The organism is Gordonia polyisoprenivorans, from assembly GCF_017654315.1.
GTDB classification, from domain to species: Bacteria; Actinomycetota; Actinomycetes; order Mycobacteriales; family Mycobacteriaceae; genus Gordonia; species Gordonia polyisoprenivorans_A.
In genome coordinates this window covers 3,928,802-3,946,885 of the sequence record NZ_CP072203.1, presented here as the reverse complement: position 1 = coordinate 3,946,885, position 18,084 = coordinate 3,928,802, and the positions used below count along the sequence as shown (strand labels likewise).

19 protein-coding genes are annotated in these 18,084 nt (G+C 67.1%); 11 read left to right on the top strand and 8 right to left on the bottom strand.

Translation table 11 applies throughout. From position 1 onward, the window contains the following. The first annotated feature begins 37 nt into the window (after positions 1-37). Positions 38-481, top strand: coding sequence for a universal stress protein (locus tag J6U32_RS17785; RefSeq protein ID WP_014360229.1), 444 nt, complete (start codon positions 38-40; stop codon positions 479-481). An 85-nt stretch (positions 482-566) separates the two neighbouring features. Here the strand turns inward: J6U32_RS17785 and J6U32_RS17780 are convergent, their stop codons facing one another. From J6U32_RS17780 to J6U32_RS17765, 4 genes are all read right to left on the bottom strand, one after another. After that, entirely contained in the window at positions 567-2,909 is a 2,343-nt protein-coding gene (locus tag J6U32_RS17780; RefSeq protein WP_208791486.1) for a HelD family protein, read from the bottom strand. Continuing rightward, positions 2,906-3,493, bottom strand: a complete 588-nt coding sequence (locus J6U32_RS17775) for a hypothetical protein (protein ID WP_244332090.1) — start codon at positions 3,491-3,493, stop codon at positions 2,906-2,908. The genes J6U32_RS17780 and J6U32_RS17775 overlap by 4 nt, the downstream gene beginning before the upstream one ends. Positions 3,494-3,627: 134 nt before the next feature. After that, positions 3,628-4,614 (bottom strand): DoxX family membrane protein, encoded by a 987-nt coding sequence (locus tag J6U32_RS17770; protein ID WP_094602035.1) that lies wholly within the window; start codon positions 4,612-4,614, stop codon positions 3,628-3,630. A 147-nt stretch (positions 4,615-4,761) separates the two neighbouring features. Then, on the bottom strand, positions 4,762-5,448 hold the full coding sequence (locus tag J6U32_RS17765; protein ID WP_208791484.1) for an MBL fold metallo-hydrolase: 687 nt from the start codon (positions 5,446-5,448) through the stop codon (positions 4,762-4,764). Between the two features lie 173 nt (positions 5,449-5,621). Between J6U32_RS17765 and uvrA the strand changes: the two genes are divergently transcribed. Further along, complete coding sequence (gene uvrA / locus J6U32_RS17760) at positions 5,622-8,501, top strand: excinuclease ABC subunit UvrA (RefSeq protein WP_208791483.1); 2,880 nt, start codon at positions 5,622-5,624, stop codon at positions 8,499-8,501. Positions 8,502-8,549: 48 nt separating this feature from the next. Here the strand turns inward: uvrA and J6U32_RS17755 are convergent, their stop codons facing one another. Further along, positions 8,550-8,972 (bottom strand): nuclear transport factor 2 family protein, encoded by a 423-nt coding sequence (locus J6U32_RS17755; RefSeq protein ID WP_208791482.1) that lies wholly within the window; start codon positions 8,970-8,972, stop codon positions 8,550-8,552. A gap of 4 nt (positions 8,973-8,976) precedes the next feature. Continuing rightward, the gene (locus J6U32_RS17750; RefSeq protein WP_208791481.1) at positions 8,977-9,306 is read right to left on the bottom strand and encodes a PspA domain-containing protein; all 330 of its coding nucleotides are present in this window, start codon (positions 9,304-9,306) and stop codon (positions 8,977-8,979) included. Between the two features lie 114 nt (positions 9,307-9,420). Between J6U32_RS17750 and J6U32_RS27500 the strand changes: the two genes are divergently transcribed. Further along, positions 9,421-9,660, top strand: a complete 240-nt coding sequence (locus J6U32_RS27500; protein WP_244332087.1) for a nitrilase-related carbon-nitrogen hydrolase — start codon at positions 9,421-9,423, stop codon at positions 9,658-9,660. Then, positions 9,633-10,163 carry a nitrilase-related carbon-nitrogen hydrolase gene (locus tag J6U32_RS27495; RefSeq protein WP_338837847.1) on the top strand — a complete coding sequence of 177 codons (531 nt, stop codon included), beginning with the start codon at positions 9,633-9,635 and terminating at the stop codon, positions 10,161-10,163. Before J6U32_RS27500 ends, J6U32_RS27495 begins: the two co-directional genes overlap by 28 nt. On the opposite strand, the gene J6U32_RS17740 is transcribed toward J6U32_RS27495, so the two are convergent. After that, positions 10,154-10,777, bottom strand: coding sequence for a LysE family transporter (locus J6U32_RS17740; RefSeq protein WP_208791480.1), 624 nt, complete (start codon positions 10,775-10,777; stop codon positions 10,154-10,156). The genes J6U32_RS27495 and J6U32_RS17740 overlap by 10 nt on opposite strands. Positions 10,778-10,845: 68 nt before the next feature. Here J6U32_RS17740 and J6U32_RS17735 point away from each other — a divergent pair, with 68 nt between their 5' ends. Then, positions 10,846-11,280, top strand: a complete 435-nt coding sequence (locus J6U32_RS17735; protein ID WP_208791479.1) for an Lrp/AsnC family transcriptional regulator — start codon at positions 10,846-10,848, stop codon at positions 11,278-11,280. 76 nt (positions 11,281-11,356) lie between these two features. Here the strand turns inward: J6U32_RS17735 and J6U32_RS17730 are convergent, their stop codons facing one another. Then, entirely contained in the window at positions 11,357-11,794 is a 438-nt protein-coding gene (locus J6U32_RS17730; RefSeq protein ID WP_208791478.1) for a DUF1844 domain-containing protein, read from the bottom strand. A gap of 243 nt (positions 11,795-12,037) precedes the next feature. Here J6U32_RS17730 and infC point away from each other — a divergent pair, with 243 nt between their 5' ends. From infC to pheT, 6 genes are all read left to right on the top strand, one after another. Further along, positions 12,038-12,685 carry a translation initiation factor IF-3 gene (infC, locus tag J6U32_RS17725; RefSeq protein ID WP_079929905.1) on the top strand — a complete coding sequence of 216 codons (648 nt, stop codon included), beginning with the start codon at positions 12,038-12,040 and terminating at the stop codon, positions 12,683-12,685. 111 nt (positions 12,686-12,796) lie between these two features. Then, positions 12,797-12,991: a 50S ribosomal protein L35 gene (gene rpmI / locus J6U32_RS17720; protein WP_006371199.1), complete on the top strand. Its 195-nt coding sequence runs from the start codon at positions 12,797-12,799 to the stop codon at positions 12,989-12,991. 34 nt (positions 12,992-13,025) lie between these two features. After that, positions 13,026-13,406 carry a 50S ribosomal protein L20 gene (rplT, locus tag J6U32_RS17715; RefSeq protein WP_006371198.1) on the top strand — a complete coding sequence of 127 codons (381 nt, stop codon included), beginning with the start codon at positions 13,026-13,028 and terminating at the stop codon, positions 13,404-13,406. Between the two features lie 44 nt (positions 13,407-13,450). Further along, positions 13,451-14,266, top strand: coding sequence for a TrmH family RNA methyltransferase (locus tag J6U32_RS17710; RefSeq protein WP_208791477.1), 816 nt, complete (start codon positions 13,451-13,453; stop codon positions 14,264-14,266). Positions 14,267-14,470: 204 nt separating this feature from the next. Then, complete coding sequence (gene pheS / locus J6U32_RS17705; RefSeq protein WP_208791476.1) at positions 14,471-15,547, top strand: phenylalanine--tRNA ligase subunit alpha; 1,077 nt, start codon at positions 14,471-14,473, stop codon at positions 15,545-15,547. A 44-nt stretch (positions 15,548-15,591) separates the two neighbouring features. Further along, on the top strand, positions 15,592-18,063 hold the full coding sequence (gene pheT, locus J6U32_RS17700) for a phenylalanine--tRNA ligase subunit beta (RefSeq protein ID WP_208791475.1): 2,472 nt from the start codon (positions 15,592-15,594) through the stop codon (positions 18,061-18,063). The last annotated feature ends 21 nt before the right edge of the window (positions 18,064-18,084 follow it).

The window sequence follows — 18,084 nt, the reverse complement described above, 5'->3', positions numbered from 1 at the left end:
CGCGAAGTGCGGGGCCGGACACGTAGTGGAGGTACGAATGAGCGCATATACCACGGTGGTTGTCGGAACCGATGGCTCGGAGTCATCGATGGCGGCGGTCGATCGCGCCGGTGCGATCGCCGGAGAGTCGGCAAAACTGGTGATCGCATGCGCGTATTTCCCCAACGACCGTTCCGCCGGTGAGGTGGCCGACGTACTGAAGGACGAGGCCTACCAGGTCACCGGCTCCTCGCCGACCGAGGAGATCCTGCGTCGCGCCAAGGAACGGGCGACCAAGGCCGGAGCCACCCAGATCGTGCAACGTGCGGTCAAGGGCGCACCGGTCGACGCGCTGCTGCAACTCGTCGCCGACGTCCAGGCCGACCTCCTGGTCGTCGGAAACCGAGGACTCAATTCGATCGCCGGACGCCTGCTCGGCTCGGTGCCGGCGGACGCCGCGCGCAAGTCCACCTCGGACGTCTTGATCGTCCACACCACCTAGAGATCATCCCGCACGACCGACAGGGCGCCCCGCGAAGCGGGGCGCCCTGTCGGTTCCGATGGTGTGGCGGTTGTTCGTGTCCGGTTCAGGTCGCCGGTAGATCGGCGAGCTCCGCGGGCAGGTCCCGGCTGTGAATGACGATCAGCCGCTGCGTGCTTCGCGTCAGAGCCACATACAGGTCGCTGTAGCCCCGGGGTGACTGATCGACGAGCTCGGCCGGCTCGACGACGATGGTGGTGTCGAACTCGAGTCCCTTGCACGTGGTGACCGTATGCAACCGTGGCCTCGGTTCGGCGGCCTCCCCGGATGTATCGGTGCCTGCCTCGGTGACACTGCCGAGTGCCTCGGTGACATTCCCGAGTGCCTCGGCGATCATCGGGTGGACCGCATCGGGCACGACGATGCCGGTGAGGCCCGTCAGCTCCGGTGCGGTGGCCGCTTCGACGATGGTCGTGGCCAGGTCGCGCGGGTCGGTGCGAATGGCTGCGGGCTCGATTCCGTTCCTGCGCAACGACGTCGGGGCGGTGGCCCCCGGATCGACCCGGCTCAGCACCCGGGCCGCATAGGCCATGATCTCGGCAGGCGTGCGGTAATTGACGGTCAGTTCCCGCAGTTGCCAGCGGTTGGCGACATACGGGGTGAGTACCTCACTCCACGAGGTGGTGCCTGCCAGGTCCCCGGTCTGGGCGGTGTCGCCGATGATCGTCATCCACCGATTCGGTATGCGACGCATCACCATTCGCCACGCCATCGCGGAGAGTTCCTGCGCCTCGTCAACGATCACATGGCCGAACGTCCAGGTCCGGTCCCCGTACGCACGTTCTGCGGTGGTCGCGCGACTGGTGTGGGTCTGACGTGCGGCGAGTTGTTCGGCGTCGATCAGGTCGTAGGCCATGAGGATCTCGGGGTCCAGCTCGTCCTCGAGATCCTGTGGCGCAGAACCGGTGAGGATATCCAGGGCGTCCTGGGCCTCGGCGAGCTGACGGCGCCACTGCTCCTTCTCCCGCGCCTGGGCCTCGGCCGTGCCGTAACCGATGAGCTCGGCGAGTTCATCGAGCAACGGGACGTCGGCGGGGGTGAGGTCGGAGGCGTCGTCCGCGGGACCTCGATGCAGGACGGCACGCTCTTCGTCGCTCCACCCGGGCGTGCACCGGCGCAGGGCGGCCTTGTCGGCGAAGAGATCTCGCAGAACGTCCTGCGGGGTCAGGGTCGGCCAGAAGTCGAGCAGTGTCGCCCGGATGTCGGTGTCACGGGACATGTCGGCGCGGATGTCGGCGATGTCGGAGGAACTGAGCATCTGGGAGCCGTCGAGCAGGCTCGAGCCGATCGCCCTGGCATGGCGCGCCGCCAGTGCGTCGAGCGCGGAGCGCAAGAACACCGACTGTGCCTGGTTGTGGGCGCGTCGGGAGGACCGTGCCTTCCCGCGGGCGGCCTTGATCAGCTCGCTGTCGATCTCGACCGTGTAGCCCTCGAAGTTGACCGGAATCGCAGTGCGCGGCAAGGACTCCCGGGCACGTACCGCCCGTTTGAGGACGTCGAGCATCGCGAGTCTGCCCTTGACCTCACGAGTTGCCCGCGGCTCATCGGCGCGTGCATGGACGTCGGGGAACAACTCGCCGATGGTCGCGAGCAACACGCCCGACTCACCCAGCGACGGCAGCACCTGGCCGATGTAATCCAAGAAGTCGCTGTTCGGCCCGACGATGAGAATGCCGCTCCGCGAGAGGATCTCACGATGGGTGTAGAGCAGATACGCCGCGCGGTGCAGGGCCACGGCGGTCTTGCCGGTACCCGGGCCACCCTGGATCACGGTCACTCCGCGATGGGTGGAACGGATGATGAGATCCTGCTCGCGCTGGATCGTCTCGACGATGTCGGTCATCTCACCGGTGCGTGCGGTATTCAGCGCGGCGACGAGTGCCGACTCGTTGACGACATCGCCATGACCGAAGTCCTCGGCGGACGCGTCGCCGGCGGTCAGGAGTTCGTCGTTGACCACTTGTACCGAGCGATTTCGGGTGCGGATGTGCCGGCGCCGGGCGACGTCCTCGGGCGCGGCGGGCGTGGCGAGATAGAACGCCCGTGACAGTGGTGCCCGCCAGTCGAGGAGCAGTGTGGTGTCGGCGTCATCGTCGTCGAGAATCCCGATCCGGCCGATCCGCCGGGTCTCGCCATCCTCCAGATCGAGTCTGCCGAAATATAGATTGTGTTCGGCGGCATCGAATTTGGTGAGATCGTCGACGTACATCCGCTCGTAGGACTCGCGCTCCGACTGCGCCTGCGGCGTCCCGCCGGACTCGCGCAGGGTCGCTGCGAGGCGCTTGCGGGTGGTGGCGCGCATGCGGTCGAGACGTGCGTAGACCAGATCGAGGTGCGTCTGCTCCTCGACGGTGCGGGGATCGTCGGTGCGTGCGGGTGACGAACTCATCGGGCCTCCGCGCAGTCGGTGAGGCCGGCGTCCTGCACGAGGCGTGCCGCGCGGATGCCCGCGACGAGCCGCGCGGCCCGGTGGGTATCGGCCAGCTCGGCGCATGACTCTGCCGCGTCGGTGGACAGGCTCAGGTGAAGGCGCCGGTCCAGCCAGCCGAAGATGTCGGACTGGGAACCGAAGGGCGCCAACGAGTCCGGGCTGTCGCCGAGCACCCCATGCCGGGAGGAGTAGAGGCAGAAGGTTGCGGGGAGGGGGAAATCCGGGGATGGTGCCGGCCCGTGGGGGCGCAGGGAAAGTGACGTCGAGCTCACGGTTATTCGATGGTAGTTGGGTTCGGTGGAGTCGAGCGCCGCGAGGTGTGCGGGTTCGAGCCACGCGGCGGTGGTGGCCAACCGGGCGCCGGCTCGGTGATACGGAGCCGCGGGTATGTACCCGCGTCGGGCAACATGCGCCGAGTGGGTGACGCCGAGGTCGGCGACCCACACCCGCACGAGCCTGTCGATCAGATCGGCGGTGTTGAGTCCTGCGTCAACGAACTTGCGGCGCAGCACCTCTGGCGACGCGTTGGAACCGACGGCCACCACGAGGGTGGCTGTTCCCGGCGTCGTCGGAGGACATACCGACGACGCCGGGACGACGGTCTCGTCGTGCCAGGGGTAGAGATGAGGATCGAGACTCCCCGTGACGGTGGGGGATCGACGCCGGGTCGGCAGGGTCAGGACACGGCCTTTCGCCAGCGGCGACGGCCGGCCTCCGCCTTGTCCTGTGCGGTCGCGGCCAGGGACTTGGCCGAATCCGCCAACTCCGGTGCGCGGTCACCGATGAGTTCGGCGACCTCGGCGGAGCGGTCGCCGATCTTCTCGGCCCATTCGGTGGAGCGTTCGCGTGCGGCTTCGGCGAGTTCGGGGGCGCGGTCGCGGACCTTGTCGGCCCATTCGGTGGAGCGTTCGCGTGCGGCCTCGGCGAGCTCGGGGGCGCGGTCGCGGACCTTGTCGGCCCATTCGGTGGAGCGTTCGCGTGCGGCTTCGGCGAGTTCGGGGGCGCGGTCGCGGACCTTGTCGGCCCATTCGGTGGAGCGTTCGCGTGCGGCCTCGGTGAGCTCGGGGGCGCGGTCGCGCAGCAGTTCGGCGGCCTCCTCGGACTTCTCCCCGAGGACCGATGCACCCTCATGGGTGCGTTCGACGATCGAATCCCACGCCGACGAGCCGGCCTTCGCGCCGACCGGCAGAGCCGCGGTGACAGCTGCCGTCGCGGCGCTGGCCTTGCGCTTTCCGCGCCATGCGAGTGAGGGCTTGCCCTCGGTGTCGGCTGCGGCGATCAGCAGTCCACCGGCGAGGCTGACGTTCTTGAGGAACTGGGTGCGCTGGAGGTTGCGCTTGGCCGGATCGGTCTCCTGCCAGAAGGGATGGCCGGCAAAGGTGGTCGGTACCAGCGACCCGGCCAGACCGAGCGCTGCGATTCGCGGGAACTTGCCCGTCGCGAGCAGCAATCCACCACCGACCTGTACGGCGCCGTTGATCCGCACCAGCAACTCGGGGTCGTGGGGTACAGCGGCGGAGACGTTCTCGGGCAGGGCATTCAAGGAACTCTCGATGAAATCACCCGCCATCTCGGCGCGGCCGGTCGGCTTGCGCAACGCGTCGACACCCGACGCGATGAACACGGTGGCGAGCATGGGACGGGCGATACGGCGAAGAATCATCAGTGACACTGCCCTTCGTTCGGTCTGCGTGCGGAGCCGGACGCCCGACGGTGGCCGACCCGGGTTCTCGAATCAGCTCGGTCGATATGGCGCCTCATCGAGGCTACCCGTCGTGGGCAGCGCGCCGGGGATTGCGCGCGACGAGAGTCACCAGCCCCGCTCGCGCCACCCGGGCAATGAAGGTCGCTCGGCGCCCAGCGTGGTGTCCTTACCGTGTCCGGGGTAGACGACGGTGGAATCGGGGAAACGATCGAACACCTTGGTCGAGACGTCGTCGAGGAGGGTGTCGAAATCACCCGGTTGCCAGGTCTTCCCGATACCTCCCGGGAACAGGCAATCGCCGGTGAACAGATGCACGACGCCGTCGGCGGGATCGGTGAGGGCGAGCGCGATGGAGCCCGGTGTGTGGCCGACGAGATGGATCGCCGTGAACGTGAGGTCGCCTACGGTGAGCTGGTCGCCATCGTCGACGAGGGTGTCCGGACGGACCGGCAATTCGTCGGCATCGAGGCGGCCGGCAGCGGTCGGTGCACCGGTGGCGGTGGTGACCTGCTCGAGAGCCTGCCAGTGGTCGAAATGTTGGTGGGTGGTGAAGATCAGGGTGGGGGAGCCGCCGAGTTCGCGCAGGACGGCGAGGATGTCGTCGCCGTCGTTGGCGGCATCGATGATCAACTGCTCACCGGAGGATTTCGAGGTGATGATGTAGGTGTTGTTGTCCATCGGGCCGACGGACATCTTGGTGATGGTCGCGTGGGACAGCGTGCGGCGCTGAGGGCCACCCTCGGACAAGTCGCCGGTGTAGTCGTCGGAGATCGCCAGATCGTTCGAGGTCATAACACCCAACCCTAGACATTCGGGAGCCCCGCGTATCGTGGATCCGTGGCGTGCCGGGAAGCCTGTCCGGTGCGCACGACCCACTCTCCCGGAATTTGTCGGTGGCTCCCGCTACGGTCATGCGCGCGGGGCGCACTGCGCCCGGACATTCGAGTTCTTGAGATAGGAATGCAGTGGTTGATCGCCTGATCGTCCGCGGAGCCCGTGAGCACAACCTGCGCGGAATCGACGTGGACCTGCCGCGTGACAGTCTGATCGTCTTCACCGGTCTGTCCGGGTCGGGGAAGTCCTCGCTGGCCTTCGACACGATCTTCGCCGAGGGCCAGCGCCGCTACGTCGAGTCGCTCTCGGCGTACGCGCGTCAGTTCCTCGGCCAGATGGACAAACCCGATGTCGACTTCATCGAGGGCTTGTCCCCGGCGGTCTCCATCGATCAGAAGTCGACCAACCGCAATCCGCGGTCGACGGTCGGCACGATCACCGAGGTGTACGACTACCTGCGACTGCTCTACGCGCGCGCCGGTAAGGCACACTGCCCGGTGTGTGGCGCGGAGATCGCCAAACAAACACCGCAGCAGATCGTCGACCAGGTCCTCGAGATGGGCGAGGGCACCCGGTTCCAGGTGTTGGCGCCGGTCGTCCGCACCCGAAAGGGCGAGTTCGTCGACCTGTTCGCCGAACTCCAGACGCAGGGCTTCTCCCGTGCGCGGATCGACGGCAAGGTCCATCCATTGGCGGAGCCGCCGAAACTCAAGAAGCAGGAAAAGCACGACATCGAGGTCGTCGTGGACCGCCTGGTGGTCAAGAGCAGTGCCAAGCAGCGATTGACCGACTCGGTGGAGACGGCGCTGCGCCTGGCCGACGGCATCGTGGTGCTCGACTTCGTCGACCTCGAGGCCGACGATCCGCACCGCGAGCGACGCTTCTCCGAGCGGATGGCCTGCCCGAATGGGCACCCCATCGCGATCGACGATCTCGAACCCCGATCGTTCTCGTTCAACTCCCCGTACGGCGCATGTCCCGAATGCGACGGTCTCGGTGTCCGCAAGGAGATCGACGAGGATCTCGTCGTGCCCGACCCGGACCTCGCATTGTCGGAGGGCGCGATCGCGCCGTGGTCGTCGGGACACAATGCGGACTACTTCCTGCGACTGATGGGCGGCCTGGCCGATCAGATGGGTTTCGACGTCGACACCCCGTGGAAGAAGTTGCCCGCCAAGGCGCGCAACGCGCTGCTCAACGGCAGTGATCATCAGGTTCACGTCAAGTTCCGCAACCGTTACGGCCGCACCCGCTCGTACTACACCGAGTTCGAGGGCGTGATGGCCTTCCTCAGCCGGCGGATGGATCAGACCGAGTCCGAGCAGATGAAGGAGCGTTACGAGGGGTACATGCGCGACGTGCCGTGCCCCGCGTGTGGTGGGGCCCGCCTGCGACCGGAGATCCTGTCGGTGACCCTCGACCATCCGACCGACGGGCCCCGATCGATCGCCCAGGTCTGCGAACTCTCGATCTCCGAATGTGCGACGTACCTCGACGGTCTGTCCCTCGACGCGCGGCAGAAGGCGATCGCCGGCCGTGTTCTCAAAGAAGTACAGGCTCGTATCCGGTTCCTGCTCGACGTGGGCCTGGAGTACCTGTCGCTCGAACGCGCGGCCGGGTCGTTGTCCGGTGGCGAAGCACAACGCATCCGCCTGGCCACCCAGATCGGTGCAGGGCTCGCCGGGGTGCTCTACGTCCTCGACGAGCCGTCGATCGGGCTGCACCAGCGCGACAACCGACGACTCATCGACACGCTGACGCGGCTGCGCGATCTCGGCAACACGCTGATCGTCGTCGAGCACGACGAGGACACCATCCGCGCGGCCGACTGGATCGTCGACATCGGCCCCCGGGCCGGTGAACACGGTGGTGAGGTCGTGCACTCGGGCAGCTACAAGGATTTGCTCAAGAACCGGAAGTCATTGACGGGCAACTATCTTGCCGGTCGAGACACCCTTCCGGTGCCGGCGATCCGACGGCCGATCACCAAGAACCGGCACATCACGGTGGTCGGGGCGCGCGAACACAATCTGCGGGGCATCGATGTGACGTTCCCGCTCGGTGTGCTCACCGCCGTGACGGGAGTGTCCGGGTCGGGGAAATCGACCCTGGTCAACGACATTCTCGCCACGGTCCTCGCCAACAAGCTCAACGGCGCCCGACAAGTCCCGGGCCGGCACACGCGGGTCAACGGGTTGGGAAATCTCGACAAGCTCGTTCAGGTGGACCAGTCGCCGATCGGGCGCACCCCGCGTTCCAACCCGGCGACCTACACCGGCGTCTTCGACAAGATCCGAACCCTGTTCGCAGCCACCACCGAGGCCAAGGTGCGCGGCTATCAGCCGGGCCGGTTCTCGTTCAACGTCAAGGGCGGCCGGTGCGAGGCGTGCACCGGTGAGGGCACGATCAAGATCGAGATGAACTTCCTGCCGGATGTCTACGTGCCGTGCGAGGTGTGCCATGGGGCGCGGTACAACCGCGAAACACTCGAGGTCCACTACAAGGGCAAGACCATCTCGGAGGTCCTCGACATGCCGATCGAGGAGGCCGCCGAGTTCTTCGAACCGGTGACCTCGATTCACCGCTACCTCAAAACGCTGGTCGAGGTCGGGCTCGGTTACGTCCGGCTCGGGCAGCCGGCGCCGACCCTGTCCGGTGGCGAGGCGCAGCGTGTGAAGCTCTCCGCCGAACTCCAGAAGCGGTCGTCGGGACGGACGGTCTACATTCTCGACGAGCCGACCACCGGCCTGCACTTCGAGGACATCAAGAAGCTGCTCGCGGTGATCAACGGATTGGTCGACAAGGGCAACACCGTGATCGTCATCGAGCACAACCTCGACGTGATCAAGACCGCCGACTGGGTGATCGACATGGGGCCCGAGGGTGGAACCGGGGGCGGGATGGTCGTCGCTGAGGGCACTCCGGAGGAGATCGCCGATACCCCCGAAAGCCACACCGGCAAGTTCCTCGCCGAGATCCTCGACGACGAACGGGTCGCCTCGGCCGGCTGACGGCGCCCGTCTATTCGCCGACGGCGCCCGTCAGTTCGCCGACAGCGCTCACCTACCCGCCGACGGCGCTCGTGGCGGGCGGTCGTCGTAGTTGTCGAAGGCTTTCATCGAACTCCAGTCCGGCCAGGTCAACTCCCACAGGCGGTGGATGCGTCCACCTCGGAACGTCGCGACGAACATCACTTCGATGTCGGTGGCAGCTTCGTCGGGACGTTTCGTCGTGATCCAGAGACGCCCGGCGAGGCGATCGGACTCCTCGACCCACGCCTCGTCGTCGTAACGCACCGAGTAAGTGATGGGCGTCGAGTAGACGCGCGCATGGCCGGCGTGGAAGGCACCGTAGTCCTGCGTCTGGCCATTGGTGACGAGGATGAATTCTCGGTCGTAGTACGTATCCACCATCGAGATGTTCTTGGCCTCCACCATTTGCGTGAACATCTCTCGCATCACCGCTTGGAGCGGAGCTGCCATCGCGTCACCCACCCATCGACTTCCGGATCTCCTCGAGTCGTTTCTTCGCGGCCTCATCGCGCTTGCGCATCATCTCGTCCACCTGCCGGCCTTCAGGGGTCCCTTCGGCCAGCTCTTGTGACCCGATCGCCGTCGCGATCCGATTCTCGATCTTGTCGCGCACGAAATCGAATGTGGGAACACCGGATTCGGTGTAGTCGGGGTCTGGGATCGACGGCGTGCCGCCGAACTGTCCGGGCGTCGCGGGTGGTACGACCACCTCGGCGTCGATGATCTCGTCGTCGGGTCCACCGGGCCCGGTGGGGGAGGATGCCGACTCGCCAGATTCCGTCATGACCTCCACCCTATGCGCGCCCGGGGACGGCTGTATGCGCTTGCCGAGCGGTGACGAACGAACCAGCACCGGCGACGGTGTGCGGACAGGTGCCGAGCGCCTCACACTGAGAAGATGGCGGTCGACGGCTCGGTTCTGCGCGTCGCGGTGGCGCAGCCGGGAGACGGTTCGTCGTCACTGAGGGACAGTGCGCGTCGTCACGCCGGCTTGGTCCGGCGTGCGGGCGCCGACCTGATCGTTTTTCCCGAACTGTCTCTCACCGGGTATCACCTCGACGCGCGCGATGTCGCCGTCGATGCGACCGAACTCGGGGTGATCGCCGACGCCTGCCACGAAAGCGGTGCACGGCGCTGATCGGCGCGCCGATCAGCGAGAACGGGCATCGTTACATTGCTTTCCTCCGCGTCGATTCGACGACGACATCGGCGGTCTATCGGAAGTGCTTCCCCGGTGCGGACGAGAGTCGGTACTTCGCGGCCGGGCCGGGGCCCTGTGCCGTCACGGTGCAGGGATGGTCGATCGGGCTCGGTATCTGCCGCGACACCGGGGTGGCAGCGCACGTGGCCGACACGGCCGCGCTCGACATCGATCTGTACGCGTGTGGCGTCGTCCACCATCGGTGGGAGTTGGACGAACAACGGCGTCGCGCGGCTCGGATCGCCGAGGCGTGTCGGTCGCCGGTGGCGATGGCGAGTGCTGCCGGGAGAACGGGCGGCGGCTACGACCTGCCGGCCGCGCATTCGGCGATTGTCTCGTCCGCGGGGGAGATCGCGGCCGATGCCGGCACCGCCGTGGACGCGGTGGTGGTGTGTGACCTTCATGCTGCCCCGGGCTCTTGGCCCCGCGGTCATGTGTGAGCCATACCCGCCACAGCCAACACAGCGCCCAGGACACCGACGACGACATACCCCGTGATCGTCAGCCCGCGCCGGAGTCGAGAACCCACTCTGGATCCGAGTAGCGCACCCACGGTCACCAGTCCGGACTGCCAACTCAGCGAGGCCGCGATGACCCCGACGACAAATGCGATCCGCGCCACGGGAGGCAGCGGACCGGTGGAGACCGCCACTGCAGAGAAGTAGACGAAAGTCGCCGGGTTGATTGCGGTCAAGCCGAAGAACACCAGGAATCGGCCGCCGGTTCGGGTCCTCCGACTCGGCAACGCCGTCGTCGCTGTCGGGGATCGACGTCGGATGCCCACCACCGCGATGACGATGAGAACCACTCCGCCGAGCACCTCGGGGAGCGCACCGAGTCGGCGGACCTCCGGTGCCACGATGTTTCCGACGACGACCGACGCGAGCGCGTAGAGACCGTCCACCGAGGCGACCCCGACAGCCGCAGGCAGTCCGTGGCGAATGCCCGCGCTGACACCTTCGTGGATCAACAGAATCCCGATCGCCCCGAGTGGCATCGCCACGCCGAGCCCGGCCAGAAGACCCATACCCATCGCACTCGCCACCTCCCTCATGCCGTTGACCCTGAGGCGCCGGACGGACGCAGAGGAGAGATTGAGCAGCGGAGTGCACAATTTTCTGTATGGACGAAATCGACAGACAGATTCTCGGCATTCTTGCCACCGATGGCCGAGCATCGTTCAGTCACATCGGTCGAGTCGTGGGCCTGAGTACCAACGCTGCGGCTTCCCGCGTCAGGCGACTCGAAGGTGACGGCGTGATCCTCGGGTATCGAGCGGTGCTCGCCGATGCCGCCGAGGTCGACGTCCCGGTCACCTCGATCGAGGCCTTCGTCGACATCCGGTTACGCGAGGGCGTCGACTCGGAGGGATTCCTGGATTGGGCCGGGCACGATCCGGCGGTGCTCGACGCCGTTCACGTGACCGGCTTGTTCGACTACCTGCTGCGCATCCGGGTGTCGGGAACCGCGGACCTCGATCGATTTCTTCGCAGGGTCAAATCAGAGGGCGGGGCCGGTGGCTCACAGACCCGAATCGCGTTGCGCCCCAGGGACTGACGAGTGCGGTGTGAGTCGGCGCAATCGGTTTGGGGGTCGGTGGCGCACGGTGAGCGGAACGCCTCGCGACGCCGTCTCAGCGCCGGCGGTCGCGCACCGGCCCGGTGTACTTCTCGCCCGGTCCTTCGCCGGGCTCGTCCGGGTATGCGCTCGCCTCGCGGAAGGCGAGTTGCAGTTGCTTGAGTCCATCGCGGATGGGTGCGGCGTGGATGCCGAGGTCGGCGCGTGAAGCGTCGACCAGTCCGGCGAGTGCGTGGATGAGCCGCCGGGCCTCGTCGAGGTCCACATCGGACTCCGAAGCACCCTCGGCGAGTCCCAACTTCTCCGCCGACGCGCTCATGAGCATCACGATGGACTTGGTGATGACCTCGATCGCCGGAATATCGGCCAGGTCGCGAATGCTGTCATCGGCGGCAATGGAAGGGTTCGACTCGGTCGGCCCGGTACCTCTCGTCCCGTCGGCAGGCCCGTCACCTGCGGCGTCGGCGGAGGGCGAATAGGTGTTTCCGGTCATGACTGTTAGACTTCCATAGCACGACCGCCCCGGTTCGCCGGGGTTGCAAGTGGAGTCAGGCTCCCACCGCTACGACGCGCCATTGGCGCAGTTGTACGGTCCGGTCCCAAAGGCCCAGGTCAGCCGCATGGCTGCGTGGGCTGGATGCGCCCAGCGTATTCGAGTGGACCGGTCGGCGTTGGAGCCCTGCCGATGATCTCTCGAAGATCATCGCCGGGGCTTTTTTGCTGAGGCCTTCTCCTCCTGCGCCCGACTCATCGCGGCGGCCGACCTGTTCGGAATTATCAAGGAGGCCCCATCAGCACTGAGACCCGCATCAACGAGCGCATCCGCGTACCGGAGGTCCGACTCGTCGGACCGAATTCGGAGCAGGTGGGCATCGTGCGTGTTGAAGATGCGCTCCGCCTGGCCTATGAGGCCGATCTGGATCTGGTCGAGGTCGCACCCGACGCCCGCCCGCCGGTGTGCAAGATCATGGACTACGGCAAGTTCAAATACGAAGCCGCCCAGAAGCAGCGCGAGGCGCGTCGTAACCAGCAGATGACCGTCATCAAGGAGCAGAAGCTCCGCCCGAAGATCGACGACCACGATTACGAGACCAAGAAGGGTCACGTCATCCGGTTCTTGAAGGACGGGTCCAAGGTGAAGGTCACCATCATGTTCCGTGGCCGCGAGCAGTCGCGACCCGAGCTCGGATTCCGGCTCCTGCAGCGTCTCGGCAACGATGTCGCCGACTACGGCTTCATCGAGACCTCGGCCAAGCAGGACGGACGGAACATGACGATGGTCCTCGCCCCGCACAAGGGTGCGAAGACCCGCGTCAAGGCGCAGCAGCAGTCGCAACGCCCGCCTCGCCAGGCCGGCGACGACGGCGCCGACGCCACGAGCTAGTCGACACCGGCGTCGACTGCCCCGGGCGTCGACGCACGGACAGACCACTGCGAACCCAGCGCGCCCGCCGGAGCGGGCGCCGCTGGAGTTCGCCCAAACGAAGGAAGACACATGCCGAAGAGCAAAACCCACAAGGGCACCGCGAAGCGCTTCAAGGTGACCGGCAGCGGCAAGATCGTGCGCCAGAAGGCCAACCGTCGCCACCTGCTCGAGCACAAGCCCTCCCGTCGGACCCGTCGTCTCGACGGCACGACCGTTGTGAGCGAGAACGACGCACCGCGCATCAAGCGCCTGCTCAACCGCTGACGCCCTGACCACCACCGAGAAGAGGATTGACTAAATGGCACGCGTGAAAAGGGCTGTCAACGCCCAGAAGAAGCGTCGGACGACCCTGGAGGCCTCCAAGGGATACCGCGGTCAGCGTTCGCGCCTGTACCGCAAGGCCAAGGAGCAGCAGCTCCACTCGCTGACCTACGCCTACCGGGACCGTCGCGCCCGCAAGGGTGAGTTCCGCAAGCTGTGGATCGCGCGCATCAACGCCGCGGCCCGCGCCAACGACATCACCTACAACCGCTTCATCCAGGGCCTCAAGGCCGCGGGTGTCGAGGTCGACCGCAAGGTGCTCGCCGACATCGCCGTCACCGACCCCGAGGCCTTCACCGGTCTCGTCGAGGTCGCGCGCAAGGCGCTGCCCGCCGACGTCAACGCGCCGGCCGCCTGATCACCACGTAGTTCGAGTTGGTGCAGACCGACAACACACGACCCGTGACGGACGTTCTCTCGGAACGCTCGTCGCGGGTCGTGTCGTTGGCGAAGCTGCACAGATCTGCCACGCGCCGCACCGAGAAGCGTTTTCTCGTCGAGGGCGCCAACGCCGTCGACGCCGCGTTGGCGACCGGCCGCGCGCGCTCGGTGCTGGTCCGCGACGACGCCGAGGATCGTTTCGGCGAACTCCTCGATCGGGCGAGAGCACACTCCGTGCCCGTATACCGGCTGTCCGACCGTGCCGCGGCAAAGCTGGCCGAGACCACCACGGCTCCGGGGGTGTTCGCCGAATGCGATCTCCTCACCGTCCATCTCGACGAGGTGCTCGCCGGATCGCCCCGGTTGCTCGCCGTTGCCGTCGAGCCGCGTGAGCCCGGCAACGTCGGCACGCTGATCCGATGCGCCGACGCGATGGGCGCCGATGCGGTCGTCCTGCTCGGTGACGCCGTCGACCCGCACAACGGTAAGGCGGTCCGCGCGAGCGCGGGAAGTGTCTTCCACATCCCGGTGGTGCGTGAATCGGACACGACCGCCGCGCTGCGGGCATTGCGCGCCGGCGGCATCCTCACCCTGGCCACCGCGGCCGACGGCGAACTGAGCCTCGATGACGCCGACGACGTGTTCGCCGGACCGGTTGCCTGGCTGTTCGGCAACGAGGCCCACGGATTGCCCGACACCCTGCTCGCCGACGCCGACCACCGCATCGCCATTCCGATCCACGGCCACGCCGAAAGCCTCAATCTTGCTGCGGCCAGCGCGATCTGCCTGTATGCCTCGGCTCGGATACAGCACCGACGGTCGGGGTCGCCGGACTGAGGCCGCGCCTCGAGCCGCCGACGTCGTCCGACTGCCCTGCCGACGGACGCGAGCAGTGTCGGGCACCCCGGTGAACGCGGCGACCTGCGCCGCTGGGTCCATACCGGGTCGACTAGTCTGGGATGTCGATGTCCGCCGTCGCGCATTGCGTGATCCGCCAGACGTGACAATCCGGACGTGACGACACCGAGGAGATCACCACCCGTGGCCAGCTCAGCCGACCGCCCCGCCGACAAGGGTTCCGAGGACCTGCGGTTCCCCGAACCATCGGAACTCGACGCCGCCGCCTCCGCCGCGGTGTCGGCGTTCGAGGCGGCGGGCGATCTCGATGCCCTCGCGCTCGCGAAGACCGCGCATCTCGGTGACCGCTCACCGATCGCACTGGCCCGGCGCGCGCTCGGCAGCCTGCCGAAGGACCAGCGGTCGTCGGCGGGCAAGACTGTCAACGAGGTTCGCGGTCGGGTGTCGGCCGCCCTGGACGCGCGGACCGCCCAACTCGAGTCGGAGCGCGACGCTGCCGTCCTCGTCGCCGAATCGGTCGACGTGACCCTGCCCAGCCGACGACGCCCACTCGGTGCCCGTCACCCGATCACCGTCATCTCCGAGCAGGTCGCCGATGTCTTCGTGGCGATGGGCTGGGAGATCGCCGAAGGTCCGGAGGTCGAGACCGAGCACCACAACTTCGACGCCCTGAACTTCCTGCCCGACCACCCCGCGCGCTCCATGCAGGACACGTTCTACATCGCGCCCGAGGGGTCACGACAGGTGCTGCGCACCCACACCTCCCCGGTCCAGGTGCGGTCGATGCTCACCCGCGACGTTCCGATCTACGTCGCATGTCCGGGTCGCACCTTCCGGACCGACGAGCTCGACGCCACCCACACGCCGGTGTTCCACCAGATCGAGGGTCTCGCCGTCGACAAGGGGCTGACACTGGCCAATCTGCGCGGCACCCTCGAGGTCTTCGCGCGGGCACTGTTCGGCCCCGAGACCACGACGCGGATGCGAGCGAGCTACTTCCCGTTCACCGAGCCGTCCGCCGAGGTCGACGTGTGGTTCCCCGCCAAGAAGGGCGGCCCGGGCTGGGTGGAGTGGGGAGGTTGCGGCATGGTGAATCCGAATGTGTTGCGCGCCAGCGGAATCGATCCCGACGTCTATTCCGGGTTCGCATTCGGGATGGGCCTGGAACGCACCCTGCAGTTCCGCAACGACATCTCCGACATGCGCGACATGGTCGAAGGTGACGTCCGCTTCTCCCTGCCGTTCGGCCCTGCGATCTGATCTCGCCACCCGACACCGCAAACGATCGAAAGTAGCTGATTGACGTGCGTGCCCCACAGTCCTGGTACACCGAGGTGTTGCGAGCCGGCGACCCGACCTGGTCGGCGACCGTCGAGGAGATCGACGCCGGATTCGTGCGCGTCGGCTTCGAGATCGAGGACATCGACGTCTTCCCGACGATCACCGGGCCCCTGGTCATCGGCCGGGTGGAGACGATCGAGGAACTGACCGAGTTCAAGAAGCCCATCCGCTTCTGCACCGTCGCGGTCGGCGAGGCCGAGCCCCGCGGAATCGTGTGCGGTGCACGCAACTTCGCCGAGGGCGACCTCATCGTGGCGGCATTGCCCGGTACGGTGTTGCCGGGTCCGTTCGAGATCGCCTCGCGCAAGACCTACGGGCGCATCTCCGACGGAATGATCTGCTCGGTCTCCGAATTGGGGATCGGCACCGACCACAGCGGCATCCTCGTCCTCGCACCGGGCACCGCCGAGCCGGGTGCCGATGCGCGTGAGGTCCTCGGACTCGACGACACCGCCATCGACGTCAACGTCACCCCCGACCGTGGCTACGCCTTCTCCGTCCGCGGGCTCGGACGTGAACTCGCAAGCAGTTTCTCGGTGCCCTTCATCGATCCGGGCCTGCCCGGCGAGGCCCTCGTCGCCGGCGGTGATCCGTGGCCGGTGGCCATCGAACCGGGCTCCGCCGCCACCCGCTACACCGCGCGCCTGATCGCCGGGGTCGACGCGACCGCCATCTCGCCGTGGTGGATGCAGAAGCGCCTGATGGTTGCCGGGGTGCGGCCGATCTCGGCGATCGTCGATGTCACCAATTACGTGATGCTCGAACTCGGTCAGCCGTTGCACGCCTTCGACGCCGACAAGCTCACCGGAACCGTCACCGTGCGCAACGCCGTGGCGGGGGAGAAGCTGACCACCCTCGACGGGGTGGTGCGCACACTCGATCCCGAGGACGTCGTCATCGCCGATGACAGCGGTCCGATCGCCCTGGCCGGGCTGATGGGCGGCGCCGACACCGAGGTCGGTTCGGAGACCACCCGGGTTCTGTTGGAGTCGGCTACCTTCGATCCGGTTCGGGTGTTCCGGACCGGTAAGCGCCACAAGCTGACCTCGGAGGCCACCAAACGTTTCGAGCGCACCGTCGACCCCGAGATCACCGCGGTCGCGTCGGATCGCGGTTCGACGCTCATCGTGGAACTCGCCGGCGGTGAGATCGCCTCCCCGCTGTCGGACCTTCGCATACCTGTCGATGCACCGCAGCCGATTTCGATCGCCGCCGACGAACCCGACCGCACCGCCGGGGTGACCTATGCGCCCGGAACCACCGCGGCCCGACTGACCGAGGTCGGCTGTACCGTCACCGGCACCGACCCGCTCGAGGTGATCCCCCCGTCGTGGCGACCCGATCTGCGTCAGCGTGCCGACCTCGTCGAGGAGGTGTTGCGACTCGAGGGTCTCGAGGACATCCCGGCAGTCCCGCCCACCGCGCCCGCGGGGACCGGTCTGACCCCCGCGCAGCGCCGGCGCCGCGGCATCGGCCGGACACTCGCCCTCGACGGCTTCGTCGAGGTGCTGCCGTACCCGTTCATGCCGGCCGGCATCTTCGACCAGTGGGATCTCCCGGCCGACGACGAGCGACGACGCACGGTGAAGGTGCTCAATCCGTTGGAGTCCGATCGGCCGGAACTCAACACGACCCTGTTGCCCGGTCTGCTGGAAATGGCTGCGCGCAACATCTCTCGTGGTCAGCGTGACCTCTCGTTGTTCACCGTGGGGCAGGTCGTGATCGCCGGAGACAACGTCGTTCCGGTCGGGGCAGTCGATGTGACCCGGCGCCCGACCGACGAGCAGATCGCCGCACTCGATGCCTCGCTGCCGCACCAGCCGCTGCACGTGGCCGCGGTCCTGACGGGGCTGCGTGACCCGGCGGGCCCGTGGGGCCAGGGCCGCGCGGCGGATCATCTCGACGCCTTCGAGGCGGCTCGCACGATCGGCCGCGCCGCCGGCGTGACGGTGGAGTTGTCGGCCGACGATCATCGACCCTGGCATCCCGGCCGCTGCGCTCGAGTGACCGTGAACGGGACGACCGTCGGATACGCAGGTGAACTACATCCCGCGGTCCTCGAACGCGCCGGGCTCCCCAAACGGCTGTGTGCGGTGGAGATCGACATCGATGCGCTGCCGCTGACAGCGAACCTGCCGGCGCCGAGTATCAGTGTGTTCCCGGCCGTATTGCAGGATGTCGCGGTGGTGGTCGGCGAGGCGGTGCCCGCAGCCGAGGTCGAGAAGGCGTTGCGTGACGGGGCCGGTGATCTCCTCGAGGCGATCGAGCTGTTCGACGTCTTCACCGGCGCCCAGGTCGGCGACGGACACAAGTCGCTGACCTTTGCGCTGCGCTTCCGCGCGGCGGACCGTACGCTCACCGAGGACGAGGCCAGTAGTGCCAAACTCGCTGCGGTCGAGACGGCGAGCGAACGTCTCGGAGCACGCTTGCGCTGATCGCAGGAGGGCTACGTCTGC